Raw genomic sequence first — 25,620 nt, forward strand, 5'->3', positions numbered from 1 at the left:
ATAGTGGTCACCCGCTCGGAAGTGGAGCAATAAAAAAGCGCATAAGTCATCAGGCTTATGCGCTTTCTTTTCAAGGCTCAAACTAAATAAGCTTAAACAATCGGCTTTTGACCGCGTTCAATCAGCTTCATCAGCACGCTGTCTGCAGATTTACCAGCAACGCCTGCAAGCTTGTCTGACAGCTTTTTCTTCTGTACATAATGAATCGCTAGAACCGTCTTGTCTTTGCATGCTTCGACAACTAGGTCATCAGAAGTACGGATCTCATCCACCAGCCCAAGTTCATGAGCTTGTGTACCAAACCAGTGCTCACCCGTTGCAACCTTATCAAGGTCTAGCGCTGGACGATGGTCACGAATGAAGTCTTTGAATAGACCATGTGTCTCTTCTAGCTCTTCTTTAAACTTCTCACGTGCTTTATCGCTGTTCTCACCAAACATAGTCAGTGTGCGCTTGTACTCACCCGCAGTTAGCTGTTCAAACTCAATGTCGTGCTTTTTAAGCAGTTTATTGAAGTTTGGTAGTTGAGCAATCACGCCAATAGAACCAACGATAGCAAAAGGTGCTGACACAATTTTGTCTGCGATACATGCCATCATATAACCGCCACTTGCTGCTACTTTGTCTACCGAGATAGTCAAAGGCAAACCTGCCGCTTTGATACGATCAAGTTGAGAAGACGCCAAACCGTAGCCGTGAACCATGCCACCGCCAGATTCTAGCTTAAGCAATACTTCATCGCCTTCACGAGCCACAGCCAGAACTGCCGTTACCTCTTCACGTAATGAAGCCACTTCTTTTGCATCAATACTGCCGTTAAAATCAAGAACGAATAGATGTGGTTCACGCTTGCTGTCAAGCTCACCCTCTTTCGCTGCTTTCTTCACTTCTTTACCGCGTGATTTTACTTTCTCTTTTTCCGCTTTCTTTTCTGCTTTATCACGGGCTTTGATGAAAGCATCATCGTGTAGATGGTGCTCTAATTGTTCAATCGTCTGTTTATGGTGCTCAGATAGGTTCGTGATTTCCAGCTCACCTTTAATCGCGCTTGATTTTCCACCCACAGATTTAGCAATGACTAAAATTGCAATGATGGCGATTACAACGGTCGCAATCTTGGCTAAAAACAAGCCGTAGTCCAACAAAAATTCCAATGTCATATCCCCTATTGTATGAATTAGTGTATTGTAACCATCTTGTCACGATTACCAAGAATTTCTCATCATTCCTGCGGTTATCTGTGTGATTAAACATCAATGGAATGGCGAACATAATAAAAGAAAGAAGGATAAGCACAGTGGATTACCCAATCTCTACAGATGCCCTCAAAGATAAAGTAATTTTGGTTACTGGTGCTGGTGCCGGTATTGGACGCCAAGCAGCACTAAGCTTCGCTCAACATGGCGCGACAGTTATTCTGCTAGGCCGCAATGTTAAAAACCTTGAATTTATTTACGATGAAATCGAAAGTGCTGGTTACCCGCAGCCTGCGATCATCCCACTGGATCTAAAAGGCGCGACAAAGCAGAACTACATTGATATGGCTGAAACCATTGAGTCACAGTTCGGTCGTTTAGACGGTCTACTTCATAACGCTGGCGTTCTCGGTACTCTGAGCCCGTTTGAACAGATTGATGAAGAGACTTTTGATGATGTTATGCAGATCAATGTGAAATCTGAGTTCTTGATGACTCAAGCACTTCTGCCTGCTCTTAAGAAAGCGGAAGCAGGTCGTGTCGTATTTACGTCTTCTACCGTTGGCCACTCTGGCCGTGCATTCTGGGGGACTTACGCGATCTCTAAGTTTGCTACCGAAGGCATGATGCAAATCCTAGCGGATGAGCTTGAAGACACTAACATCCGTGTTAATGCGATCAACCCAGGCGGCACTCAAACACGCATGCGTGCAAAAGCGTACCCAGGTGAAGATGCTAACAAGCTGAAAACGCCACTCGACATCATCCCACTGTACCTACACTTAATGAACCCAAGTGTGACAGACATTAATGGCCAATGTATCGACGCTCAACCTAAGTAGTTGATATTATAACCAATAACAAGAAGCCGCTTTAATCGCGGCTTTTTTTGTATCTAAATCAACCATCTAATACTTCCTTCCGCTAATTTTCATCATTTTGCTTTGCATCTTTTTCATTGTTAAATATACTGTATAAATATACAGGTATTTGATTATGCATGAACTCATAAAAAACTTACAAGACCGCCAGCTAATCTGGAAAGGGCTACAATCAACAACGCAAGGAAGTACCACTTCGACAGGCTATCCACAATTGGATAAACAGCTTGATGGTGGCTTTCCGACGCACGGCGTTATTGAAGTTGAATCACAACAAGGGATCGGCGAACTTCGCCTGCTGACCCCCTATTTAGCTCAGCAAAACTCACAGAAACTGGCCATATTCATTAACCCGCCAGGGAAGATCTGTGCCGAGTTTTTTAGTAGCCAAGGGATTGAACTCGATAACATCTTGGTGATCGAGCCTCAGCACGATCTCGATGCATTGTGGGCTGCTGAGCAATGCCTCAAGAGTGGTGCTTGTCATTCTGTATTGTTATGGGGAGCAAATCTCGAAATCCACCAAACAAAGCGCCTGCAAGCTGCAAGTGAAACGGGCAAATGCCTGCAGTTTCACTTTAAATCCACCAGCCATAACCAATTATCCCTACCCGTTTCTTTAAGCATGAAGCTCTCTTCTCATGCTCAGGGGTTAAAGGTTGAGGTAACAAAAAGAAAAGGCAGTTGGTCATATGGCAGCTTTATTCTCGACATGACTCACCATTGGCCGTTACTGACAGAGAAAGTCATCAGCATCGACAGTTCACACCGTGCCTTGTCTGATAATATTGTGCTGGCTTTTCCTATTGCGAAACAAGGCTAGCGTATGCTGTGGTTGTATCTACACTTTCCATCTCTGCAATTGGATACCTTGTTTAACTCAAGTGAATCAGGCTCAAACAAAGAATCACACGAGCAACCTATTATCATCGTGGATGAAAAAGATCATCGTGTGCTACAAGCTAATCAAACCGCACTGGAATCAGGCATCACACTGGGTATGGGGTTAGGATCAGCGGCGGCGCTTTGCCATCACTTACACGTCCACCCTTACAGTATTGAGCTAGAGAAAAATAAGCTGAAAGAGATTGCCCAATGGGCGTATCTGGTCACTTCTGATATGGCGTTATTGCCACCGAATGGTTTGTTGATTAAAGCTTCTAACATGCTATCGCTTTACGATGGGCTGGATAACTACTGGTATGAACTCAAAAGCCATATTGAAGCTCTCAACATTAAGTTCAGTTTTGCCACGGGTTACTCACCGCTTTCTGCGATCCTTTTGGGCAAACAAGCGATCAACCAAGCAACAAACAATGTTCAACAGATGAAGAGTTGGGTTAACCAACAAGCTCTAAGTTCTAGCGAACTACCGCCTAAACAAGTTGAACGCTTAAATCGTGTCGGCATTAATATCGTTGAAGAGCTATTGAAACTGCCTTTGCAAGAAGTCGCACGTCGCTTTGATATCGACTTGGTCAATTATGTTGGTCGCCTTAATGGGCAGTTCAAGCACCCTATTGATTTCTATCATCCACCAGAAAGCTTCCAGCAATATCTAGAGCTGTTGTTTGATATTGAAAACATTCTATTTATCGAAAAGCCACTACTGAAATTATTGAATCAATTGGAATGCTTTTTGAAGCTACGTGACAGAGTGGCGTTTGAGTTAACGCTGACTCTGCATCTTAGGGATAAAGACGATCACCATGTCTCTTTCTATTCGGCGCAGGGAGATTACCTTGCTAGTAAATGGGCGAACCTAACGCATCTGACCTTAGAGTCACTCAAGATCACAGCCCCCGTTCAAGAACTAACCCTCACCTTGGTTCGCCATGGAGAACCTCAAATGGCCTACCATGATCTTTTTGATGGCAATACAGGAACACTTGCTGCGTTAGACCTACTTTCACTGTTACAGGCGAAGCTTGGGCAGGCCTGTATTCAAACGCCAAAAATACAGCAAGATCCTAGGCCAGAGAAAGCCAATCAATATTCGCTACCAACATTAAGTCGTACTGCGAAAAAAGAGCGAGATCCACAAGAACTCAATCAACAAGCCACAACAACGAACAACATTAACCAACAGCGACTCAGACCCAGTATTTTACTGCCAGAACCTGAAGCATTAACCGAAAACGTCACCTTATCTCAAGGCCCTGAGCGTATCGTTTCTGGGTGGTGGGATGGCGAACAAATCATTCGAGACTACTTTATTGCTCACAGTGAAAACGGTCGATGGCTATGGGTATTCAGAACGCCCGATAAACAGTGGTTCTTACACGGTTTGTTCAGCTAGTCAGTGTGGTAAGTCGTTCTTGCCAGTTGTTCCATTTTAACGCCCCTTTCAATCATGTTTACTCGCAATGGTTAAGTGAGATTCCATTATGTCTCAGCAATACTCAGAGCTTTTCTGCCAAAGTAATTACTCCTTCCTTGAAGGGGCTTCACACGCGGAAGAGTTGGTTTTACAAGCCGACTTTTTACGTTACAAAGCACTCGCTGTTACTGATGAGTGCTCAGTCGCGGGCATCGTTAAGGTTCACTCTGCAATCAAGCAACACAAACTATCGCTCAAGCAGATTGTAGGGAGCATGTTTTGGCTAAATGACGAGTGCCAAGTGGTCTTGTTATGCCCAAACAGACAAGCCTATGCCGAGCTATGCCGTATTATCACTAATGCGAGACGCCGTAGCAGCAAAGGCCACTATCAACTCTCTGAGTGGGATATCATGTCGGCTAAGCACTGCTTCATCCTGTGGCTACCGCAACAAAAAAATGAAGACGCACATTGGGGGCAGTGGCTTTCTCAACATCATTCCGGTCGGTTGTGGATTGGCTTACAACGACACCTAAAACAAACCGATCAACAGTACATCGATTACTGTGTGGAGCTGTCACAACATCACCAACTGCCGATTACAGCTTGCGGTGGCGTGTTAATGCACAATGCTAATCGCTTGCCCTTACAGCACTCACTCACCGCGATTAAATATCAAAAATCAGTGACCGAAGTTGGCAGTCACTTACTGGCGAATGCCGAGCGCTGTTTACGAAGCATCAATAAGCTCTCCCATATATTCAAAGCTGAGTGGCTGGAAGAGAGCAACCGAATTTCTGAACTGTGCGAATTTGATTTAGGTAGCCTACGTTACGAATACCCCAGTGAGCTGATCCCTCAAGGTGAGACACCCATGAGTTATCTGCGCATGTTGGTCGAGAAAGGGAAACAGGCTCGCTTTCCACAAGGTGTGCCTAGTGACATCCAACAGATCATAGATAAAGAGCTAGGGCTGATTGGCGAGCTCGACTACCCTTTCTTTTTTCTCACGATCCACGACATCGTGATGTTTGCCAAAAGCCAAGGCATTCTTTACCAAGGTCGAGGATCAGCGGCTAATTCCGTGGTCTGTTACTGCTTAGAAATCACCTCTGTCGACCCAAGACAAATCTCAGTGCTGTTTGAGCGCTTCATCAGTAAAGAGCGTGATGAGCCGCCTGATATTGATGTCGATTTTGAACACGAGCGCCGTGAAGAAGTCATCCAGTACATCTATAAGAAGTACGGTCGAGAACGTGCTGCGCTTGCTGCTACGGTCATTTCTTATCGCTTTAAAAGCGCGGTAAGGGATGTCGGAAAAGCATTAGGGCTGCAAGAAACCCAGCTTGATTATTTCATTAAGAACACCAACCGCAGAGACAAGAGCTTAGGTTGGCAGGCTCAGCTCACTCAATTGGGGCTACAACCGGACTCCTTAAAAGGTCAGCAGTTTATCCACTTAGTGAATGAAATCATTGGCTTTCCACGTCATCTTTCTCAGCATGTGGGCGGCTTTGTGATCTCTTCTGGGCCTTTGTATGAATTGGTTCCTGTCGAGAATGCGGCCATGCACGATCGGACTATTATTCAATGGGATAAGGATGATCTTGAAACCTTAGGGTTACTAAAAGTGGATGTGCTCGCATTGGGTATGCTCTCTGCGATTAGAAAATGCTTTGACCTGATCAAGCGTATTCATGGCCGCTCGTTAACGATCGCGGAGATCACTCGCCTTAAGGATGATCCTAAGGTTTACGGCATGATTCAGCGAGCTGACACCGTTGGGATATTCCAAATTGAGTCACGAGCACAAATGAGCATGCTACCAAGGCTTAAGCCGAGAACTTATTACGACCTAGTGATTCAAATCGCGATCGTGAGCCCAGGCCCGATTCAAGGTGATATGGTGCACCCATTCTTAAAGCGTCGAGATGGTATTGAGCCGATCAGCTATCCCTCGAAAGCGGTGGAATCCGTCCTATCGCGCACTATGGGTGTGCCTATATTCCAAGAGCAAGTGATAAAGCTCGCTATGGTGGCTGCAGGGTTTACAGGTGGTGAGGCGGATCAGCTCAGACGTGCGATGGCCGCTTGGAAGAAGAACGGCAATGTCTTTAAGTTCAAAACCAAGCTCATCGAAGGCATGCAAAAGCGAGGCTACGAAACCGAGTTTGCCGAACAGATTTTTAAACAGATATGTGGCTTTGGTGAATACGGTTTCCCTGAAAGCCACTCGGCTTCATTTGCGGTATTAGCCTATTGTTCAGCTTGGTTGAAATGCTACTACCCAGAGTGCTTCTATGCTTCTTTGTTGAATAGCCAACCCATGGGCTTTTATAGTCCATCGCAGTTGGTTCAAGATGCGCAGCGACACAATGTAACGATACTTCCGGTATGTGTGAACGCTTCTCAAAACGACCACACGGTTGTCTCTCATCAGAATGGTCTAGCGATTCGATTAGGGCTGCGACAAATCAAAGGTTTGAGTGAGCACGGTATCCAAAGTGTACTTGCCAATCGCCCGCATTCTGGTTATCGCCATCCTAGCCAAGTCAAACAGCTATCGATGAATAAGAAGGACATTGAGCTACTCGCATCAGCCAACGCGCTACACAACGTTTCGGGAGACCGTTTCCAGACACGCTGGGCGATAATGGATTCCGCTTCTGACCTACCTCTATTTAGCCAAGTCTCTGACGATACTGAGAATGGTCATGGCGAACACACACTGCACAAACCCAATGAGATGCAGGATTTACTTGAGGACTTCACCAGTGTAGGGATTTCATTGAACAAACACCCTATCACTTTGCTAGAAGAAGCGAATCGATTAGGTCGATTCACTCATATGAAAGACTTGATACAACAAAGGCACAAATCCATGGTCACAGTTGTCGGACTAGTCACAGGTAAGCAATCACCGGGTACTGCGGCAGGTGTCACCTTTGTCACACTAGAGGACAGCACTGGCAATATTAACGTGGTGGTATGGGGAGCCACAGCGCGTGCTCAACAGCAAGCTTATCTCACAGCCAAAGCGTTAAAGGTACAAGGAATATTAGAAAAAGAAGGTGAAGTGGTGCATGTGATTGCCGGGAAGCTCATCGATATTACCGATGAAATTGTCGGTTTGAAAACCAAATCACGAGATTTTCATTAGCGATTCCAATCGCCCTCCCCGCTAGAAACGCTAGAAACGCTAGAAACGCTAGAAACGCTAGAAACGAAAAAGGGAAGCATCAGCTTCCCTTCATTTCAAATTGTTGAGTTATACCTCAACGTCAGCTTCCGTACGTCTTTTCTTAAATTCCCTATATAGTAATAAGCTCAAAGTCATAACGACTTTAGACGTTAACCATATCATTAAGAGGAACTACCTTAGATTGTGCATGAAAAGTTACGTTAGTAGTGAGCATATTTCGTGTCGATTAATATGCTGCATCAATATTAGCAAACGTTTTCTATCAGGCCACTCAAAACAAACCGTAGAGCAGTATTAATTATAAAAGCTGACGCATTCGCTCTTGAGTCACTTCAACTAAGAGGTCCGGTTGGAACTTAGAAATAAAGCGGTTACACCCTACTTTCTCAACCATAGCCTCATTAAAACTTCCGCTTAATGAAGTATTTAGCGTAATAAACAGGTCATGCATTCTTGGGTCAGTACGTACTTCGTGAGTCAGTTTATAACCGTCCATTTCAGGCATTTCGGCATCGGTGATCATCAACAGAATTTCCTGATTGATGTCTTTGCCTTCATCACACCAACCCTTAAGTAGGTTCAATGCTTCTAAGCCATCACAACACTCAATGATGTTTAAACCAAGCTGCGACAAAGTGCCTTTAATCTGGTTACGTGCGGTTGAAGAGTCATCAACGATAAGTACGTTACGGCCAATCATTTCATTGGCTAACTGCTCATCTAATACGCCTTCAGAGATCGACACATCGTAATCGATGATCTCTGCTAGCACTTTTTCAACATCGATGATCTCAACGATTTTGTGCTGCTCTTCTTCTTGAATATGCGTGATAGCTGTTAGGTAGTTTGCACGACCCGTGGTCTTCGGCGGCGGCTGGATTTCAGTCCAAGTTGTATTAACGATATTACGCACTTGCCCAACCAAGAAACCTTGTACGGTTCGGTTGTATTCCGTGATGATCAGGTTGCTCTCTTGAGACTCTGCACGTGACGGCGGAAAGCCAATCGCGCTACGCAGATCAATCACAGGCACCGATTCACCACGTAGCGAAGCTACACCCGTAATATGGTGGTGAGAGCCCGGTAAGCGAGTAAGTACTGGCACTTTTAGGACTTCTTTTACTTTAAATACGTTAATCGCAAATAGTTGACGACTATTTAAGCTGAATAATAAGAGCTCCAAACGGTTTTCACCGACTAGCTTGGTTCTCTGATCAACCGAATTTAAAACACCAGACATACAACACCTTAGTGACAAATAATAACTGTGGCTACAATAGCCTACTTCAATGGGTTAAAGCAAAGCGCTAATGCACAGAATGCTTAAACTAAGTACAACAAATGATGTTATACAAAGCTTAAGTACATGGAAAGGTTCGGGGTAAGGCTAAAAGAAGAGAAAAATAGTTAGCCTTCAATAACTTTCATTAACAGCTGGCCGTCATACAGGGCCTGCTTAATAAGTGCAGCACCTGGCATGGTTGCCTGCTTATAGAATCGAGATTCCACCAGCTCTAAGTCTTGATGGTAAACCGATAAACTCTGCTCTTCGATACACTTTTGAATCGCAGGGTATAAAACACTTTTCGCCTGATTGATAACACCACCAACCAAGATTTTCTCTGGGTTGAATAGGTTAATCACAATCGCAATCGCAGAGCCTAAGTAACGACCTAACTGTTCAATCACTTCAACAGCCAGTGGATCACCATCAGCCGCAGCAGCACAGATTTGCTCAATCGTGACATCCTCAAACACAGTCAGTGTTGATTCTTCACCATTGGCTAATCGCTCTTTGACTTGCTCGCGGATCGCCTGTGAACTCGCGACCGTTTCTAAACAGCCTCGGTTACCACAATGACAAAGCTTACCCTCTTTATCGATCTGGATATGACCCAGTTCACCGATGTTACCGTGACGCCCTTGAAGAACGCGGCCATCAAGAATGATCCCGGCACCTAAACCATGGTGAATCGAGATAAGAACAGAGTTGTCGTTGTCTTGTGAGTTACCAAACAGCTTCTCTGCTAATGCCCAAGCTCGGGTGTCATTGGCAATAAAGACTGGCAGACCAGTTTCTTTGTAGATCTCCGGACCCAACGCTAAGTTTTCAACGTTGTAATGCGGCATTTGCAACACAATACCTTGCTCTGAATTCACAAGACCTGGCAACGTGATAGCAATGCTCGTTACCCTGTCGAGTTGCTCGGCATAGGTTTGGAAGAACTCATCGATTTCATGGAGAAGGCGTGCAAGCACATCATCTTGGTCACGTTCGTGAATATCAATTTTGGTATCGATAAGTACGTCACCGCCCAATTCATGGAGCGCGATCGTGAGGTAACCACGACCAAGACGCATCGATAAAAATTGCCAACCTTCGTTATTGGTTTGCAGACCGACAGCAGGACGCCCACGAGTCGTGGCTTCTTGAACCGTGGTTTCGTGAATAAGGTGAGCTTCAATGAGTTCACGGGTAATTTTAGTAATACTCGCCGGAGCCAACTCACTTTGCTTGGACAGATCGATACGAGAAATAGGACCTTTAAGGTCAATTAGTTTATATACACGACCAGCATTGACCTGTTTGATATGATCAATATGGCCCGGTTGAGCCATGTACATTTTACGCTCCAGAAATCATCAACGAGGTAATTTTTTTACTTTGCGAAGTAATTGTGAAGTCACTTGGTATATCGCCGTGACCAGTATCACGTATATACATGAATCTTTGTGTATCGAGTCAAATAGTTCGAGGAAAATTAACACCCACATCGATAATTTGCGACTTAATTTTCAGAATAAAACATCGCGCTTGAGTCCTAAATGCAATAAATATCAGTAAATACAGAAATATCTTCCTAGCTCCCAATAAATTATCAATTAATGCATATACTTAATTCAGTCTTGTAAAAGATTACTTGGTCTCACTCTAGGAGTATTCATGACAGCCGAATTAAGAAAAACGAAAATCGTCACAACGCTAGGCCCTTCTACCGATAAAGGTAACATGCTTGAAGAAATCATCAAAGCCGGTGCCAATATCGTCCGTATGAACTTTTCTCACGGCAGCAGCGACGACCATATCCAACGCGCAGAAAAAGTCAGAGCGATAGCAAAAAAACTCGGCACTCAAATCGCTATTCTCGGAGACTTACAAGGTCCCAAGATTCGTGTGTCGACATTCAAAGATGGCAAAATCCAACTTGCGGTGGGCGACCTGTTCACTCTCGATAGCAGCCTAGGTTTAGGCGAAGGCAACCAAGAAGCTGTTGGTCTTGATTATAAAGAACTGCCTAACGACGTGTCCGCCGGCGATATCCTGTTGCTTGACGATGGTCGTGTTCAACTCAAAGTAACCAAAGTGGAAGGCTGTCGCGTTCATACCGAAGTCATCATTGGCGGCCCTCTCTCGAACAACAAAGGCATCAACAAAAAAGGGGGAGGCCTTTCTGCTGAAGCACTGACCGACAAAGACAAGCGAGACATCGTCACCGCCGCTCAAATTCAAGTCGATTACTTAGCTGTCTCTTTCCCACGTAATGGTGAAGACATGCACTACGCTCGCCAATTGGCGCGAGAAGCAGGGTTAGAAGCTCACCTAGTGGCTAAAGTCGAACGAGCAGAGACTGTTGCGACCGTAGAGAACATGGATGACATCATAATGGCCTCAGATGTGGTCATGGTGGCCCGTGGTGACCTCGGAGTGGAAATAGGTGACCCAGAGTTGGTCGGGGTACAAAAACAGCTTATACGCCGTGCTAGAGCGCTTAACCGAACAGTGATCACTGCGACTCAAATGATGGAGTCGATGATCTCCGCGCCAATGCCAACTCGTGCCGAAGTGATGGACGTTGCCAACGCGGTATTAGATGGTACTGATGCAGTGATGCTTTCAGGTGAAACCGCTGCGGGTGCTTACCCAGTCGAGACCGTGAAATCCATGGCCGAAGTGTGTATCGGTGCTGAAAAGATGGCGGGGATTAACAACCAATCTAACTACCGAATTGACCGCACTTTTGTGACGGCTGAAGAAACCGTTTCGATGGCAACCATCTATTCCGCGAACCACATGGAAGGCATCAAAGGCGTGGTTACGCTTACCGAGTCCGGACGTACAGCTTTGATGATGTCACGACTCAGTGCCGATATGCCTATCTACGCGCTGTCTCGTAACGAAGGAACGCTAAATCGCTGTACTCTATACCGAGGTGTGACGCCTATTTACTTTGAGACTGAGGCCAAAGACAGCTTTGATATTGCACTATCAACATTAGATTGCCTGAAAGAAGCAGGATACCTTAAGTTTGGCGATCTCGTGATCGTCACTCAAGGCGATATTATGGATGTGGCGGGGTCAACCAACTGTATGAGAATCTTGCCTGTCACCTAATGTTTGACCATTAAGGCAAAACGATTTACCTGAGTTCAAAGGCCAAAAAGGGTTATCGAACCAAGTTCAATAACCCTTTTTCATTTCAGAACATTCTTCGTTAATGACACGGCTAACTCGCGGTATGCTAACTCATCAAGATTGAGTACTACTTGTCAGCAGCAATGGTGGCCAACTGTGGCATGTGTGAATTGCGAGCGTTTTCCGTTGAAGTGTAGGTTTCGACAAATCGATAACCGGCTTCTATGCCCAATTCGTAATCGTGCAACAAGTCTTCCTTGTCACTCATTAATGAACTCGATTTTAGCGGCTGACTTGGTGCTATCTGTACCACAAACGCATCATCCGGTGGCGAATTCAAAAAATCCTGAGTCAATGAGTAGGTCTGATAATGCACCATCAGCATGTCAGCCAAACCTGAATCAAACTTATCTCCGATTAAATGACTTAAGCGATAAATATCATCTGCACCAAATAGCCAGCGACCACCGTTCAGCAGATCCAAATGTCCACGATCGCACTTTTGCTCTTTAGAACGAAGAATTTGTTGTTGGAAGAAAGAAGTCCAATCGGTTTTCCATTGACCTACTTTTTGTTGCCAATGACCTTGAACATTATTCAACGAGCCACGAAACCACTTAAGCTCTTCCAAAGAGGCTCTGTTGCTCTTCGCTAAAATTGGCTTATTTTGCTCCTGCTTATTTTGCTCCTGAATGAGTAAGTCAACATTCGACTCAAAGGTAGGTTCTGTTCTAATAACAACAATAGATCGAGCCTGACGACGCCAAGCTTCTTGCACAGGAATAGCAGCCGAAACACCGCCGTCTACGTATGTTCCATTACCGATCAATATTTCATTATTGTATAAACGGGGGATGGCGCACGTTGCAATCATCACTTTATACCAATCTTCTCCCAATAACGGGAAGTAGTGATCTCGTAGATCTTTAGAGTCTGTCACTGCCGCATAGAAATGGCGATCGCCTAGGGTTCGTCGCCCCAAATCAAGGTCGAGCTTATATGGGTAAGCCATGATTTGTTCTAAGGCCCACTCTAATCCCAAATTCTTCCTGTGTCGTATATAGGAAAAGAGATTGAAGAACTCTGGTGAGGTGGTGAGGTCGAGAACAAACGAGCGACTAAGGCCTTTATCGCGGCACAGGTAGGCACATAAGTTAAGCGCACCGGCTGAGGTACCGAAAAATTCATCGAAGGGGTCAAAATTAGAAAGGAGAAAAGCATCGAGAACGCCTGAGGTAAAAATACTTCTCTGTCCGCCACCTTGAGCGACCAGGGCTGTTTTACCAGCAATAAACTTAGCGTAATAATCTAAGTCTATTGCGGTATCAATATTGGTTACAATCCCACTATTCATTATTCCCTGAGTATAAAAACTCAGCCTCGCAATAAATGGTATTAACTACCGATCGCAATAAAGCCAAATGAAAGAATGATTACGTAGATGAACGCTGTAATTTGTAGGGCATTTTTCAGATTATGTTCCATAGACACCTCTGGCTTGTTATTAATTTGTTGAGTCACTATTTAAGTACTATCAGGTGTGTGAAGTATCTTCAAGAATCGTCGAAATTAGTCGCACGATATTGATGTAACCATCACAATTAGTAAGTGTATGGATAAGGATATACTCATGAACAACAAAGCAAATATGATGACGTTGGTTGCACTTTTCTCGGTTTCGAGTGTTTATGCCTCACCGGAGATCATTATTACTCCAATGGTTGGTTATACCGCCGGGGGGAGTGTTGAAGATCAAGATGGCAAAACCTATGACATGAAAGGATCTGAAAATTACACCTTTGCCATTGAAACGCCGCTTGAGAAAGGACGTGTTGGTTTCTTCTACTCAAACCAAAGCTCAGAGCTCGAAACGCTAAACCTGAGCTCCTCGATCCAATATCTGCATTTTCAAAGTAGCATTTACTACCCGGCTTCCTCGGTGTTGTCTGGATACCTAGGCTTAGGCCTTGGCGCCTCTTATGTCGATGTGGATTGGGCGAAAGATAAATACGGCTTCTCTACATCAATCTTTGGCGGCTTAGAATATAAATTGAACGATCGCTTAGCGCTTAATACCCAAGTCCGTTGGCTAGGTACCGTCGTGGATAACGACACAACTGGCGTGTGTAACATTCCAAGTAATGGGCAAGACTGTATTATTCGTTTTGATACCGACTGGATGAATCAATTCCAAGCTAATGTCGGATTAAGTTTTACTTTCTAGATAGCAATAAATGCTAAAAATGAAAAAGCCAGCGATACTGGCTTTTTGCTGTAGCTCGTTTGAAGTTCAACCTTAGAACTTATAAGTTACGCCCAGAGCACCACCTAGCTGTAACTCAACGCCTTTGTACATGTCGAGTTCTGGGTGAAGCTGTGCGTAAGCATTCCAACCTTCGTAGAAATTCACTTTTACACCTAACGGTAAACGCAAACCAAAGTCGTCATTCCATTCAGCCCAAGCACCCGCGCCGACGTACCAGCTCAACGGAACTTCAGTCTCGAACTGACCTCGCTTCCAGATGTAATCAAATGCAGCGCCGTCATTACCAATGGTGACACGGTATTTCTGGTCAAACTCAACAACGGCACTCAGATCTTGGTCAACAGCTAGACCAACTTCTAACGCAGGAGCTTCAGAAGCGTGAGCTAACGAGGCAAGGCTGCCGCACATAAGGCCAATCAAGTAACGATGTTTCATAATATTCTCAGAATGTGTTTAAAAACGGTAGATTACTTAAACCACAACGGATGTTGTCATCATAAAGTTAAAGATAAGGGGCACCCAAAGCGGGTAATTGAGCATCAAAACATTGAGCTGTTCGATAACCGATTGAGTGGAAAAAAATAAGTGTAGAAAGGGCTTTCGTAAAGCAGAAAACAAAAAAGGAGGCCTCTCGGCCTCCTTTCAATTTATTGAATCAGTGAATTAACCGTTGTTACGGATCCACTCATCCATGTCTGTCTTAAGGTTGTCAGACTTAGTACCGAAGATAGCTTGAACGCCACCCGCAACTACTACAACACCTGCAGCGCCTAGTTTCTTCAGCTTGTCTTGGTCAACAACTGCTGTATCAGCAACTGCAACACGTAGACGAGTAATACAAGCGTCAAGACCTGTGATGTTCGCTTTGCCACCGAATGCAGCAACTAGCTCACCAGCAAGTTCAGAACCAGTCGCAACTGACTCTTCTTCTGACTCGTCTTCACGGCCTGGAGTTTTAAGGTCTAGAGCTTTAATCACAGTGCGGAATACGATGTAGTAAATTGCAGCGTAAGCGATACCACATACAACCATTAGGCCCATCTTAGACGCGTTGCCAGATAGAACTAGGAAGTCGATTAGACCGTGTGAGAAAGATGTACCGTGTACAAAACCTAGAGTGTTCGCAAGAACGTAAGCAGAACCAGCTAGTAGAGCGTGGATTGCGTACAGTACAGGAGCAACGAATAGGAATGAGAATTCGATTGGTTCAGTGATACCCGTTAGGAATGAAGTTAACGCAGCAGAAGCCATGATACCCATTACTTTAGCGCGGTTTTCAGGCTTAGCTGAGTGTGCAATAGCGATTGCAGCAGCAGGTAGACCGAACATCTTGAACATGTAACCACCAGCTAGCTGACCGAAGCCATTGCCCGCTGCACGAGATGCGTCATCAGCAACTAGGTAACAAGTAAGAACACCGTTTTGAGTTTCGCCAGCAGCGTTTACACAAGTACCAGCTTCAAAGAAGAAAGGTACGTTCCAAACGTGGTGAAGACCGAATGGAATCAGAGAACGCTCAACGATACCGTAGATACCAAACGCCACTTGTGGATTTTGGTGAGCAGCCCAATCAGAGAACGCAGAGATTGCGCCGCCAACTGGTGGCCATACAATAGATAGTAGGATTGCTAGACCAATCGCAGAGAAACCTGTGATGATTGGCACAGCACGCTTACCAGCGAAGAAGCCAAGGTACTCTGGTAGTTGAATACGGAAGAAACGGTTGAATGCCCAAGCAGCAACACCACCGACTAGGATACCACCTAGTACACCAGTATCGATTTTATCAACGCCCATTACACCAGCCATTACGCCTAGTGTAGCAGTCATGATGCCGTAACCAACGATTGCAGCTAGACCAGCTACACCATCGTTGTTAGTAAAGCCAAGTGCTACGCCTACTGCGAACAGTAGTGCCATTTGACCGAATACTGAACCACCAGCTTGTTCCATTAAGTTTGAAACGATTTCTGGAATGAAAGGAAGATCTGCTGCACCGACACCTAACAAAATACCTGCAACTGGTAAAACTGATACTGGAAGCATCAGAGACTTACCAACTTTCTGCAGGCTAGCAAAAAGGTTCTTAAACATGTTTATGCTCCTGATAAAGATAAAATAATTATATGGGTACTAACGGCACACCCCCGTAGCCTATATGTTAGCACCCTGCGAAAATGTAACCATGTATTGCATTATATTTTCTGCCGCTAAATATATATTGATGGGGAACTAACTTTCTAGTCACTTACGAAATTTAGTTTCAAAACACGTCTTGGATCACATGTCAAATCTAGAAATGCAATGCTTTACAAGAGTTTAATTAATTGAAATATATAGTTATTTTTCATGAGCTCTATTATTTTACTGGGTAAATAAAATAGGAGCGAATGTTATTTTTAGTAACAAAATTACAAATGTTATAATTAGCGCTCTCAAGTTCAACATAATTCGTAAACATTAAAAAAAAACGTATTTTTGGTGATCAAAAACACAAAAAGGGAGCTTTCGCTCCCTTTTATTTGTTTACTTAGTTTTTTATCGCAAAAAAAGTTTTTGGTAGTTTTTGGTCGTTTGTTCAGCAACCTCTTTCATCGATACACCTTTCAACTGAGCAATATAGGCCGCCACTTCCACGACATATGCAGGTTGATTCTGCTTCCCACGGTATGGGATTGGTGCCAAGTATGGAGAATCCGTCTCGATCAGTAACCTATCTAGCGGTAGGTTCTTAACAACTTCTTTAAGTTCTGTTGCCTGCTTAAAGGTCACAATGCCTGAAATTGAGATATAGAAACCTAATTCCATTGCCGCTTCAGCGAACGCTTGATCTTCAGTAAAACAGTGAATCACACCACCACACTTCTCAGCACCACCATCAAGTAGAATCGCGAGAGTATCTTCACGCGCGTTACGAGTATGGATGATCAAAGGCTTGTTCAGCTCTACGGCCAACGCGACATGTTGCTTGAATCGCAGTTGTTGCAATTCAGCAGTCTCTGGTTGGTAGTGGTAATCTAGACCAGTCTCACCAATCGCAACGACTTTTGGGTTGTTCGCATATTCACGCATTCTCTCTAAGCAAAAATCACTCTCTACATCGAGAGGATGAACGCCACAAGATGCTTTAACGTTATCAAACGGCGAGATCATCTCGAGCATATTTTCAAACGAATCCAGTGTCACACCAACAGACAACAGTTGGTCTACGTTTGCTGCCTTCGCCTTGTTCACAACGTCTTCTACGTTTGTGTGTAAATCTTGGTAATCCAATTTGTCTAAATGACAGTGGGAATCTACGAACATGTTTCCTCGCAAGTGGCTATCAGCCAATTCATTATGAGTAGCTCCGTATTGAGCCCAGGGTGTTGCTTTAGCTGCTCAATCAATATCAGCAGCTTATTCGATGCTGCATAAGCACTTTGATAAGACATCACCTCAACCAGTGCTTTCGCGCTAGGAGTGATAGCTTGATTCGCCAAGCCAAAATGCAGCTTCTGTACGTCAGACAATAAGTGCCATAGCCAACCTAATTGAATCAAAGGGTCTTTGCTAAGCTCTGTCGAGAATTTTAGCATGTCAGGTTGAGTACCCTTGATGACATTAACAAAGCCATCAAGCGCTTTGGTCGAAGCCTCTACCCCACCCTGCTCAAACATCGCCTTTGCTTTTAAAGGCGCGTTGTCATTGAGCGCTAAAATATATTTTGGAACAGCCTTACCAACTTCACCATCTAACCAAGCCGACCCAGCCTCTAACTGTGGGCTTACCACATTAAATTGTTGGCAACGACTAATGATAGTCGGCATCAAGCGGTTACTGTTACGAGTAGAAAGAATGAAGATACACTTGCTTGATGGCTCTTCCAGCGTTTTCAACAGCGCATTAGAGGCCGACTCATTCATTGCCTCTGCCGGGTTAAGCAAGATAACGCGTAAGCCACCCAATTGAGATGACTCTTGAGCCCAGCGGTTACTGGCACGTACTTGATCAACGGTGATCGACTTACCTTCTTTCTCTGGCGAGATAACATGAAAATCAGGATGACTGCCTGATTTCATCAATTCACAGCTATGGCAAAACCCGCACGACTCACTTTCGTAGTTGGTGCACATTAATGCTGCGGTAAGCTGGTCAATCAACGCATCAACGCCAAGCCCTTCCGGCGCATTAACAATCACCGAATTAGGAAAACGCTCAGCATCGAGACTTTTTTTCCACTCACTCCATACCGGTGTGAGCCAAGAATACACTTCAGCCATGACTACCTACTGTTTGTCGAGCCAAGCACCAAGCGCTTGCTTAATATCCGCAGCCACTTGATCTATCTCTTGTTGCGCATTAATCACAAGAACCGTGTCGTCTTGTGCGGCAATCTCTAGGTAACGTTCGCGCGTACGGTCGAAAAATGAGATATCCATCTTTTCGATTCTATCTAGCTCACCACGACCACGTGCGCGCTCAAGCCCTACTCTAGGGTCTAAGTCCAAGTATAGGGTTAGATCAGGCTTAAAATCGCCTAGCGTGGTTGCTTTCAATGATTCCATCGTCGTGCGCGCGATTTGACGACCACCACCTTGATAAGCCTGAGAAGACATATCATGGCGATCACCCAATACCCACTTGCCACTGTCTAGTGCAGGCTTGATCACGTTTTCGACTAATTGAACGCGTGCAGCGTACATCAGCAGTAACTCAGTCATGTCTTGAAGCTTTTCGCCTTCGTGTTCTTCTTTTACCAGAGAACGCATCTTTTCTGCCAACACAGTACCACCCGGTTCACGAGTGTTGACGAGTTCTTCTACACCAGATGCTTTCAATGTTTCTACGATGGCATTGATTGCAGTGCTCTTGCCTGCGCCTTCAAGGCCTTCAACCACGATAAATTTCGACTGATTCATAATTTTTTCTTTATTTGTTTTTTCTTAATTGCTTTAAGTAAGCTCGTACTGCACGGTTGTGCTCAGCCAAACTCTTTGAAAATACGTGACCGCCTGTTCCACTCGCAACAAAATACAGGTAGTTGCTGTTCTCTGGGTTCAGAGCTGCATTAATTGACGCTCGACCTGCCATGGCAATCGGCGTAGGTGGCAAACCGCTCATTGTGTATGTGTTGTAAGGCGTTGGCGTGCGCAGATCTTTCTTACGAATATTGCCTTTGTAGCTGTCACCCATGCCATAGATAACCGTTGGGTCTGTTTGCAAACGCATACGCTTGTTCAAACGGTTAACGAATACAGAAGAAACACGCTCGCGCTCTGAAGCAACGGCCGTCTCTTTTTCAATAATAGATGCAAGAATCAAAGCTTCATAAGGTGACTTAAGAGGCAGTTTATCCGCTCTGTTTTCCCATTCATCGTTCACCACGTTCATTAGGTCACGATGGGCACGTTTCAACAAATCTAAATCGGTTGTACCGTAGGTGTAGTGATAAGTTTCCGCTAAGAAAAGACCTTCTAGCTTCTCATTTTCGATGCCCAGCTTTTCAGCGATCTCTTTTTCAGAAACACCATCCAACGTTTGTTGAATGAATTCGTTGTCTTTTAGCTGCACTAGCCATTCATCAAAGCGACTGCCTTCAACGAAAGTAATTGTGAATTGATGCTCTTTACCCTCAACAAGTACTTGTAGTGCCTGCTCTAGAGTCAAACCCGGCTCTAACAGGAATGTACCTGCTTTTACGTCAACCAGCTCAGGATGTAACTTACGGATTAATTTCTCGTAAGGAGAAGCCTCAAATAGCCCTTCATTTATCAACTGTGCCAGAACACGATTAAAGCTGCTGCCTGAAGCAACGGTTACGACCTGTGGTTTTTCTAATTGGATGACTTGTTTCAGGTTATCTTGCGCTTGGTTATAAGCATAGAACCCAGCAGCGCCCGCTGCGATTAGGCACAAGATAAGAAAAATAAATAACTTTTTGATCACGAGTTTAGTTGTCCTTGAAGGCTACGAGTAACGGTTCCAATGTTAAATTGGGTTTCACTAATACGGGTAACTGGGGCAACCCCTAAAATGGAGTTGGTTATGAAAACCTCATCAGCTTGCATGAGTTCAGATAAGCAGTAGTCACTAATAGTAACGGAAAGTTCAGCTTGATTCAGCGCGGTTAACACTTGCTTACGCATAACCCCTGCGACGCCACTCTGCGTCAGTTGAGGTGTGAAAATGGTATCCCCTTTTCGCCAAAACAGATTAGCCATGGTGGTTTCAATAACATTACCTAAGATATCAAGCACCACACCATCGACTTCATTGGCCTGATCCATTTCATCTTTCATCAAGATTTGCTCAAGGCGATTATTGTGCTTATGCCCGGCAAGCAATGGGCTCAAGCCTAAAGCTTGTTGGCAGACACCGAGTTCAACACCAGAATCTTGCCACGCTGAATAATGGCTTGGAAAAGCAAACGTACTGATGGTGACTGTAGGTTTAGCGATATTCTTGGTGCTATAACCTCTGCCACCAGAGCCGCGACTAACGTGCAGCTTTATTCCTGCTTTTTCACCATGAGGCTTGTTTGTCTCATGGCGGTTCTCTATTTCATGAAGCGCATTGTTTTGGATATGTTGAAGTGCACTATCGAGCCAAACATTAACCACATCCCAATCAAGTTCAGAAATGCGTAACGCTTTCAGGCATTCATCGACACGGCGCTGATGATCGTGAAAATGTTGAATCTGACCACCTTGAACAAGCATGGTGCTAAAACACCCGTCTCCGTACTGAAACGAACGGTCCAAGATATCGACAGTTTGTTGGCTTTCTCCATCAACCCAAAACATGTTTTTCCCCATAAAAAGAAACGGCTCAATGCTAAAGCATCAAGCCGTTTAAAAACAAGTCTAATTGTGACTATCTACGAGTGTTTACGTCTTTAATAAGATGATTAAATCTTTTTGAAGATCAAACAGCCGTTTGTACCACCGAAACCGAATGAGTTACATGCAGCATATTCCATGTTGCTAACTTCACGCGCAGTGTGAGGTACTAAGTCAATATCTAAGCCTTCTTCAGGATCATCTAGGTTGATTGTTGGTGGAACAATTTGGTCAACCAGAGACATAGCCGTGATGATAGCTTCAGCAGAACCTGCAGCACCTAGAAGGTGACCAGTCATCGATTTCGTAGAAGAAACCAATACTTGCTTGCTGCCTGCTTCGCCAAGAGCACGTTTAATTCCCTTAACTTCCGCTACGTCACCCGCAGGAGTCGATGTACCGTGTGCGTTAACATAACCGATTTGTTCACCAGTAATGCCAGCATCACGCATAGCCGCTTCCATCGCTAGTGCACCACCAGAGCCATCTTCACTTGGAGATGTCATGTGGTAAGCATCACCCGACATACCGAAGCCAACTAGCTCACAGTAGATCTTAGCGCCACGAGCTTTCGCATGTTCGTACTCTTCAAGAACCATCATGCCTGCACCGTCACCAAGAACGAAGCCGTCACGGCCTTTGTCCCATGGACGAGAAGCTTTTTGAGGCTCATCGTTACGAGTAGACAGTGCTTTAGCCGCACCAAAACCGCCCATACCTAGTGGCGTTGATGCTTTTTCAGCACCACCCGCTAGCATTGCGTCAGCATCGCCGTATGCAATCATACGAGCCGCGTGACCAATGTTATGTAGGCCAGTCGTACATGCAGTAGAGATCGCGATGTTTGGACCGCGTAGGCCGCGCATGATCGACATGTGACCAGCAATCATATTCACGATCGTCGACGGTACGAAGAACGGGCTGATCTTACGAGGGCCTTTTTCAGTTAGAGCTTGGTGACCTGCTTCGATCAAACCAAGACCACCAATACCAGAACCGATTGCAACACCCACACGTGGAGCGTTTTCTTCAGTAATAGTTAGGGCTGAATCATCTAAAGCTTGAATACCTGCTGCGACGCCGTACTGGATGAACAAGTCCATCTTACGAGCATCTTTTTTAGACATATACTCTTCGCAGTTAAAGTCTTTAACTAGACCTGCAAAACGAGTTGAGAAATTGGTTGCATCAAAGTGCTCGATATTAACGATACCACTTTGACCAGCTAGCAGGGCTTTCCAAGAAGATTCTACAGTGTTGCCTACCGGTGACAACATACCCATGCCAGTGACAACTACACGACGCTTGGACACGATTTTACACTCCGGAGATTGAGGTGATTTAAGATGAGGATAGATGAGTTAGATAAAACACAGGCGGTCGAGGTGACCGCCTGGGAGAGATTATTACTGAGCGCTAGTTACGTAATCGATAGCTGCTTGAACAGTAGTAATTTTCTCAGCTTCTTCATCTGGGATTTCAGTGTCGAATTCTTCTTCTAGAGCCATTACTAGCTCAACTGTGTCTAGAGAATCTGCACCTAGGTCATCAACGAAAGAAGCTTCGTTTTTAACTTCAGCTTCGTCTACACCTAGCTGTTCAACAATGATTTTCTTTACGCGTTCTTCGAGGTTGCTCATTTTTTCTTTTCCTTTACAGAGTTCGCTTTATGCGATGTTTTCCGTAGTTTATTCAATCTATTGAAAGTTGCAAGGTCAACTTTTCTGGTCAAACCACAATTTTCACGATTTTAACCGAAATTACGTATGATCTTGACTTAAATCATGCACAAATGTTGCACATAATTTACACCATGTACATACCGCCATTGACGTGAAGTGTTTCACCTGTGATATAAGCTGCCGCAGGTGACGCCAAAAATACCACAGCTTCAGCGATTTCGCGAGGGTCACCTAATCGACCTGCTGGTACATTCGCCAAAGTTGCTGCACGTTGGTCATCATTTAGCGCTTTAGTCATATCAGTTTCGATGAAACCTGGAGCAACAGTGTTCACTGTAACGCCACGAGATGCAACTTCACGAGCCATTGATTTAGTAAAACCAATTACACCAGCTTTAGCAGCAGCGTAGTTAGCTTGACCAGCGTTACCCATAGTACCTACTACAGAACCAACGTTAACGATACGGCCTTGACGCTTCTTCATCATGCCACGCAATACAGCTTTAGACATGCGGAAGATAGGCGTTAGGTTAGTATCGATGATGTCATTCCATTCGTCGTCTTTCATACGCATCAGTAGGTTATCACGGGTGATACCTGCGTTGTTAACTAGAATGTCAATCGCACCGAATTCATCGTTGATGGTTTTCAGTGTAGCAGCAATTGAGTCAGTATCCGTTACATTAAGAGCAAGGCCTTTACCGTTCTCACCTAGGTACTCGCTGATTGCAGCTGCGCCGCCTTCAGATGTCGCAGTACCGATAACTTTAGCACCACGCTCAACTAAAAGTTCAGCGATTGCACGACCGATGCCACGGCTTGCGCCTGTAACGAGTGCAACTTTGCCTTCTAAATTCATCATAACTTCTCTATTAAGTGGTTATTACTTAGCAGCTTCTAGTGATGCAGTGTCATTAACTGCAGCAGCTGTCATAGTTTTTACGATTCGTTTTGTTAGACCAGTAAGAACTTTACCTGGGCCTAATTCAAGTAGCTTCTCAACACCTTGCTCGTTCATCGCTTGTACACCTTCAGTCCAACGAACTGGGCTGTATAACTGACGAACAAGTGCGTCTTTGATTTTTGCAGGGTCTGTTTCAGCAATAACATCAACGTTATTGATAACAGGCAGTGCTGGCGTGTTGAACTCTAGAGCTTCTAGAGCCACTGCTAGCTTGTCTGCTGCTGGCTTCATCAGTGCACAGTGAGATGGCACAGAAACAGGTAACGGCAGTGCACGCTTAGCGCCTGCTTCTTTACAAAGTGCACCAGCACGCTCTACTGCCGCTTTGTTACCCGCGATAACAACTTGGCCAGGAGAGTTAAAGTTAACTGGAGACACAACTTCGTCTTGCGCAGCTTCTTCACACGCTTTAGCAATCGCTTCATCATCTAGACCGATGATTGCGTACATTGCACCCACGCCCGCAGGAACCGCTTCTTGCATCAGTTGACCACGTAGTTCAACCAGCTTAATCGCTTCTTTAAAGTCGATAACGCCCGCACATACTAGTGCAGAGTATTCGCCTAGGCTGTGACCTGCTAGGTTTACAGGTTGCTCTAGACCAAGCTCTTGCCATACACGCCAAATTGCAACAGACGCTGTTAATAGAGCCGGTTGAGTGCGGAAAGTTTCATTTAGATTTTCTACTGGACCATCTTGAACCAATGCCCATAGATCGTAACCAAGTGCTTCTGAAGCTTCAGCAAATGTCTGTTTAACAACATCATACTGTTCGCCTAGGTCAGCAAGCATACCGATAGCTTGAGAGCCTTGGCCTGGGAATACGATAGCAAACTTGCTCATTGTAATTATCCTTTAAGCAAAGCAAAAAATTGAATAAGGCACATAAGTTATGTGCCTTGTTTGTTGATTATCGCTTGGGGTTAGAATTTAACTAACGCAGAACCCCAAGTGAAGCCGCCGCCAAATGCTTCAAGTAGAAGCGTTTGACCACGTTTAATTCGCCCGTCGCGAACAGCCTCATCTAGGGCCGTTGGTACGGTAGCTGCCGACGTATTGCCGTGCTTATCAAGGGTAATTACCACTTGATCAAGTGACATCGTCAGCTTTTTAGCCGTTGCCGAAATAATACGGTAGTTCGCTTGGTGTGGAACTAACCAATCAAGCTCTGACTTATCCATATTGTTCGCAGCTAATGTATCTTTAACCAGCTTAGAAAGCTGAGTTACCGCCACTTTGAATACTTCGTTGCCCGCCATGTGCAGCCATTTGTCTGCATCACCGCCGCGCTCTGGTACTTCTAAGCTTAGAAGCTCGCCATATTTACCATCAGAGTAAATGTGAGTAGACAAAATACCTGGCTCTTCGCTTGCGCCTACAACCACCGCGCCTGCTGCATCACCAAATAGGATGATAGTAGAGCGGTCAGTCGGATCACAGGTTTTTGACAGTGCATCAGCACCAATTACCAAAACGTTCTTGCACATGCCAGTCTTGATGTGTTGATCAGCAACAGACAGTGCGTAAACAAAACCAGAACACGCTGCAGCCAAATCAAACGCAGGGCAGCCTTTAATACCAAGCTTACCTTGTACCTGACATGCCGAAGACGGGAATGTGTGGCTACTGCTGGTTGTCGCAACGATGATTAAATCAATATCTTCTTTGTCGATACCTGCCATTTCAATGGCATTCTCAGCAGCGTAAAACGCCATATCAGCAACGGTTTCGTTTTCCGCTGAAATACGACGCTCTTTAATACCTGTTCTAGCAACAATCCACTCATCGCTAGTCTCTACCATTTTCTCTAAGTCTGCGTTTGTACGCACCTGAGATGGCAAGTAGCTGCCAGTACCTAAAATTTTGCTATACAT

23 protein-coding genes are annotated in these 25,620 nt (G+C 44.8%); 6 read left to right on the top strand and 17 right to left on the bottom strand.

Annotated elements, in window-relative coordinates:
- Positions 1 to 92: 92 nt before the first annotated feature.
- The gene (sohB, locus tag L1D22_RS13900) at positions 93 to 1,160 is read right to left on the bottom strand and encodes a protease SohB (RefSeq protein WP_019820882.1); all 1,068 of its coding nucleotides are present in this window, start codon (positions 1,158 to 1,160) and stop codon (positions 93 to 95) included.
- A gap of 137 nt (positions 1,161 to 1,297) precedes the next feature.
- Here sohB and L1D22_RS13905 point away from each other — a divergent pair, with 137 nt between their 5' ends.
- The 4 genes from L1D22_RS13905 to L1D22_RS13920 all read left to right on the top strand — a co-directional run bounded on the left by L1D22_RS13905 (position 1,298) and on the right by L1D22_RS13920 (position 7,557).
- Positions 1,298 to 2,038, top strand: coding sequence for a YciK family oxidoreductase (locus tag L1D22_RS13905; RefSeq protein WP_239830232.1), 741 nt, complete (start codon positions 1,298 to 1,300; stop codon positions 2,036 to 2,038).
- A gap of 154 nt (positions 2,039 to 2,192) precedes the next feature.
- Positions 2,193 to 2,900 carry a translesion DNA synthesis-associated protein ImuA gene (gene imuA, locus L1D22_RS13910; protein ID WP_239830233.1) on the top strand — a complete coding sequence of 236 codons (708 nt, stop codon included), beginning with the start codon at positions 2,193 to 2,195 and terminating at the stop codon, positions 2,898 to 2,900.
- A 3-nt stretch (positions 2,901 to 2,903) separates the two neighbouring features.
- Positions 2,904 to 4,376, top strand: a complete 1,473-nt coding sequence (locus tag L1D22_RS13915) for a DNA polymerase Y family protein (RefSeq protein WP_239830234.1) — start codon at positions 2,904 to 2,906, stop codon at positions 4,374 to 4,376.
- Between the two features lie 88 nt (positions 4,377 to 4,464).
- The gene (locus tag L1D22_RS13920) at positions 4,465 to 7,557 is read left to right on the top strand and encodes an error-prone DNA polymerase (RefSeq protein WP_239830235.1); all 3,093 of its coding nucleotides are present in this window, start codon (positions 4,465 to 4,467) and stop codon (positions 7,555 to 7,557) included.
- Between the two features lie 340 nt (positions 7,558 to 7,897).
- Here L1D22_RS13920 and L1D22_RS13925 read toward each other — a convergent pair whose 3' ends face one another.
- Positions 7,898 to 8,839 (bottom strand): chemotaxis protein CheV, encoded by a 942-nt coding sequence (locus L1D22_RS13925; protein WP_132761974.1) that lies wholly within the window; start codon positions 8,837 to 8,839, stop codon positions 7,898 to 7,900.
- A gap of 167 nt (positions 8,840 to 9,006) precedes the next feature.
- Complete coding sequence (locus tag L1D22_RS13930; protein ID WP_017632359.1) at positions 9,007 to 10,224, bottom strand: ROK family protein; 1,218 nt, start codon at positions 10,222 to 10,224, stop codon at positions 9,007 to 9,009.
- 319 nt (positions 10,225 to 10,543) lie between these two features.
- Here L1D22_RS13930 and pyk point away from each other — a divergent pair, with 319 nt between their 5' ends.
- On the top strand, positions 10,544 to 11,992 hold the full coding sequence (gene pyk, locus L1D22_RS13935) for a pyruvate kinase (protein ID WP_239830236.1): 1,449 nt from the start codon (positions 10,544 to 10,546) through the stop codon (positions 11,990 to 11,992).
- Positions 11,993 to 12,140: 148 nt separating this feature from the next.
- Here the strand turns inward: pyk and L1D22_RS13940 are convergent, their stop codons facing one another.
- Together L1D22_RS13940 and L1D22_RS13945 are read right to left on the bottom strand one after the other, a co-directional pair.
- On the bottom strand, positions 12,141 to 13,367 hold the full coding sequence (locus tag L1D22_RS13940; protein WP_239830237.1) for a DUF6363 domain-containing protein: 1,227 nt from the start codon (positions 13,365 to 13,367) through the stop codon (positions 12,141 to 12,143).
- Between the two features lie 41 nt (positions 13,368 to 13,408).
- Positions 13,409 to 13,498: a YnhF family membrane protein gene (locus L1D22_RS13945; protein ID WP_105057857.1), complete on the bottom strand. Its 90-nt coding sequence runs from the start codon at positions 13,496 to 13,498 to the stop codon at positions 13,409 to 13,411.
- 145 nt (positions 13,499 to 13,643) lie between these two features.
- Here L1D22_RS13945 and L1D22_RS13950 point away from each other — a divergent pair, with 145 nt between their 5' ends.
- A complete protein-coding gene (locus L1D22_RS13950; protein ID WP_239830238.1) occupies positions 13,644 to 14,237 on the top strand; it encodes a porin family protein in 594 nt (197 codons plus the stop codon).
- A 72-nt stretch (positions 14,238 to 14,309) separates the two neighbouring features.
- On the opposite strand, the gene L1D22_RS13955 is transcribed toward L1D22_RS13950, so the two are convergent.
- The 12 genes from L1D22_RS13955 to L1D22_RS14010 all read right to left on the bottom strand — a co-directional run bounded on the left by L1D22_RS13955 (position 14,310) and on the right by L1D22_RS14010 (position 25,620).
- Complete coding sequence (locus L1D22_RS13955; protein WP_239830239.1) at positions 14,310 to 14,714, bottom strand: hypothetical protein; 405 nt, start codon at positions 14,712 to 14,714, stop codon at positions 14,310 to 14,312.
- A gap of 228 nt (positions 14,715 to 14,942) precedes the next feature.
- Positions 14,943 to 16,373, bottom strand: coding sequence for a PTS glucose transporter subunit IIBC (gene ptsG, locus L1D22_RS13960; RefSeq protein WP_239830240.1), 1,431 nt, complete (start codon positions 16,371 to 16,373; stop codon positions 14,943 to 14,945).
- A gap of 444 nt (positions 16,374 to 16,817) precedes the next feature.
- The gene (locus L1D22_RS13965; protein ID WP_239830241.1) at positions 16,818 to 17,585 is read right to left on the bottom strand and encodes a YchF/TatD family DNA exonuclease; all 768 of its coding nucleotides are present in this window, start codon (positions 17,583 to 17,585) and stop codon (positions 16,818 to 16,820) included.
- Positions 17,576 to 18,541 carry a DNA polymerase III subunit delta' gene (locus L1D22_RS13970; protein WP_239830242.1) on the bottom strand — a complete coding sequence of 322 codons (966 nt, stop codon included), beginning with the start codon at positions 18,539 to 18,541 and terminating at the stop codon, positions 17,576 to 17,578. The genes L1D22_RS13965 and L1D22_RS13970 overlap by 10 nt, the downstream gene beginning before the upstream one ends.
- Before the next feature lie 6 nt (positions 18,542 to 18,547).
- Positions 18,548 to 19,180 carry a dTMP kinase gene (gene tmk / locus L1D22_RS13975; protein WP_239830243.1) on the bottom strand — a complete coding sequence of 211 codons (633 nt, stop codon included), beginning with the start codon at positions 19,178 to 19,180 and terminating at the stop codon, positions 18,548 to 18,550.
- 10 nt (positions 19,181 to 19,190) lie between these two features.
- Positions 19,191 to 20,207, bottom strand: coding sequence for an endolytic transglycosylase MltG (gene mltG, locus L1D22_RS13980; protein ID WP_239830244.1), 1,017 nt, complete (start codon positions 20,205 to 20,207; stop codon positions 19,191 to 19,193).
- Complete coding sequence (pabC, locus tag L1D22_RS13985) at positions 20,204 to 21,064, bottom strand: aminodeoxychorismate lyase (protein ID WP_239830245.1); 861 nt, start codon at positions 21,062 to 21,064, stop codon at positions 20,204 to 20,206. Before pabC ends, mltG begins: the two co-directional genes overlap by 4 nt.
- Before the next feature lie 104 nt (positions 21,065 to 21,168).
- On the bottom strand, positions 21,169 to 22,413 hold the full coding sequence (gene fabF, locus L1D22_RS13990; RefSeq protein ID WP_017630538.1) for a beta-ketoacyl-ACP synthase II: 1,245 nt from the start codon (positions 22,411 to 22,413) through the stop codon (positions 21,169 to 21,171).
- Positions 22,414 to 22,506: 93 nt separating this feature from the next.
- On the bottom strand, positions 22,507 to 22,740 hold the full coding sequence (gene acpP, locus L1D22_RS13995) for an acyl carrier protein (RefSeq protein WP_004737381.1): 234 nt from the start codon (positions 22,738 to 22,740) through the stop codon (positions 22,507 to 22,509).
- A gap of 166 nt (positions 22,741 to 22,906) precedes the next feature.
- The gene (fabG, locus tag L1D22_RS14000) at positions 22,907 to 23,641 is read right to left on the bottom strand and encodes a 3-oxoacyl-ACP reductase FabG (RefSeq protein WP_029235138.1); all 735 of its coding nucleotides are present in this window, start codon (positions 23,639 to 23,641) and stop codon (positions 22,907 to 22,909) included.
- A 24-nt stretch (positions 23,642 to 23,665) separates the two neighbouring features.
- A complete protein-coding gene (gene fabD, locus L1D22_RS14005; protein WP_017630537.1) occupies positions 23,666 to 24,589 on the bottom strand; it encodes an ACP S-malonyltransferase in 924 nt (307 codons plus the stop codon).
- A gap of 80 nt (positions 24,590 to 24,669) precedes the next feature.
- Positions 24,670 to 25,620: a beta-ketoacyl-ACP synthase III gene (locus tag L1D22_RS14010; protein ID WP_010437276.1), complete on the bottom strand. Its 951-nt coding sequence runs from the start codon at positions 25,618 to 25,620 to the stop codon at positions 24,670 to 24,672.

It is taken from the genome of Vibrio sp. Isolate34, assembly GCF_022397915.1.
Lineage (GTDB): Bacteria > Pseudomonadota > Gammaproteobacteria > Enterobacterales > Vibrionaceae > Vibrio.

Excerpts from the sequence above, each read along its gene's own strand:
- L1D22_RS13925 (WP_132761974.1), bottom strand. The coding sequence starts at position 8,839 with ATGTCTGGTGTTTTAAATTCGGTTGATCAGAGAACCAAGCTAGTCGGT.
- fabG (WP_029235138.1), bottom strand. The coding sequence starts at position 23,641 with ATGAATTTAGAAGGCAAAGTTGCACTCGTTACAGGCGCAAGCCGTGGC.
- pabC (WP_239830245.1), bottom strand. The coding sequence starts at position 21,064 with ATGTTTTGGGTTGATGGAGAAAGCCAACAAACTGTCGATATCTTGGAC.
- L1D22_RS13930 (WP_017632359.1), bottom strand. The coding sequence starts at position 10,224 with ATGTACATGGCTCAACCGGGCCATATTGATCATATCAAACAGGTCAAT.
- sohB (WP_019820882.1), bottom strand. The coding sequence starts at position 1,160 with ATGACATTGGAATTTTTGTTGGACTACGGCTTGTTTTTAGCCAAGATT.
- fabD (WP_017630537.1), bottom strand. The coding sequence starts at position 24,589 with ATGAGCAAGTTTGCTATCGTATTCCCAGGCCAAGGCTCTCAAGCTATC.
- L1D22_RS13955 (WP_239830239.1), bottom strand. The coding sequence starts at position 14,714 with ATGAAACATCGTTACTTGATTGGCCTTATGTGCGGCAGCCTTGCCTCG.
- imuA (WP_239830233.1), top strand. The coding sequence starts at position 2,193 with ATGCATGAACTCATAAAAAACTTACAAGACCGCCAGCTAATCTGGAAA.
- L1D22_RS13950 (WP_239830238.1), top strand. The coding sequence starts at position 13,644 with ATGAACAACAAAGCAAATATGATGACGTTGGTTGCACTTTTCTCGGTT.
- L1D22_RS13970 (WP_239830242.1), bottom strand. The coding sequence starts at position 18,541 with ATGGCTGAAGTGTATTCTTGGCTCACACCGGTATGGAGTGAGTGGAAA.
- acpP (WP_004737381.1), bottom strand. The coding sequence starts at position 22,740 with ATGAGCAACCTCGAAGAACGCGTAAAGAAAATCATTGTTGAACAGCTA.
- ptsG (WP_239830240.1), bottom strand. The coding sequence starts at position 16,373 with ATGTTTAAGAACCTTTTTGCTAGCCTGCAGAAAGTTGGTAAGTCTCTG.
- L1D22_RS13940 (WP_239830237.1), bottom strand. The coding sequence starts at position 13,367 with ATGAATAGTGGGATTGTAACCAATATTGATACCGCAATAGACTTAGAT.
- tmk (WP_239830243.1), bottom strand. The coding sequence starts at position 19,180 with ATGAATCAGTCGAAATTTATCGTGGTTGAAGGCCTTGAAGGCGCAGGC.
- pyk (WP_239830236.1), top strand. The coding sequence starts at position 10,544 with ATGACAGCCGAATTAAGAAAAACGAAAATCGTCACAACGCTAGGCCCT.
- L1D22_RS13920 (WP_239830235.1), top strand. The coding sequence starts at position 4,465 with ATGTCTCAGCAATACTCAGAGCTTTTCTGCCAAAGTAATTACTCCTTC.
- L1D22_RS14010 (WP_010437276.1), bottom strand. The coding sequence starts at position 25,620 with ATGTATAGCAAAATTTTAGGTACTGGCAGCTACTTGCCATCTCAGGTG.
- L1D22_RS13945 (WP_105057857.1), bottom strand. The coding sequence starts at position 13,498 with ATGGAACATAATCTGAAAAATGCCCTACAAATTACAGCGTTCATCTAC.
- L1D22_RS13915 (WP_239830234.1), top strand. The coding sequence starts at position 2,904 with ATGCTGTGGTTGTATCTACACTTTCCATCTCTGCAATTGGATACCTTG.
- L1D22_RS13965 (WP_239830241.1), bottom strand. The coding sequence starts at position 17,585 with ATGTTCGTAGATTCCCACTGTCATTTAGACAAATTGGATTACCAAGAT.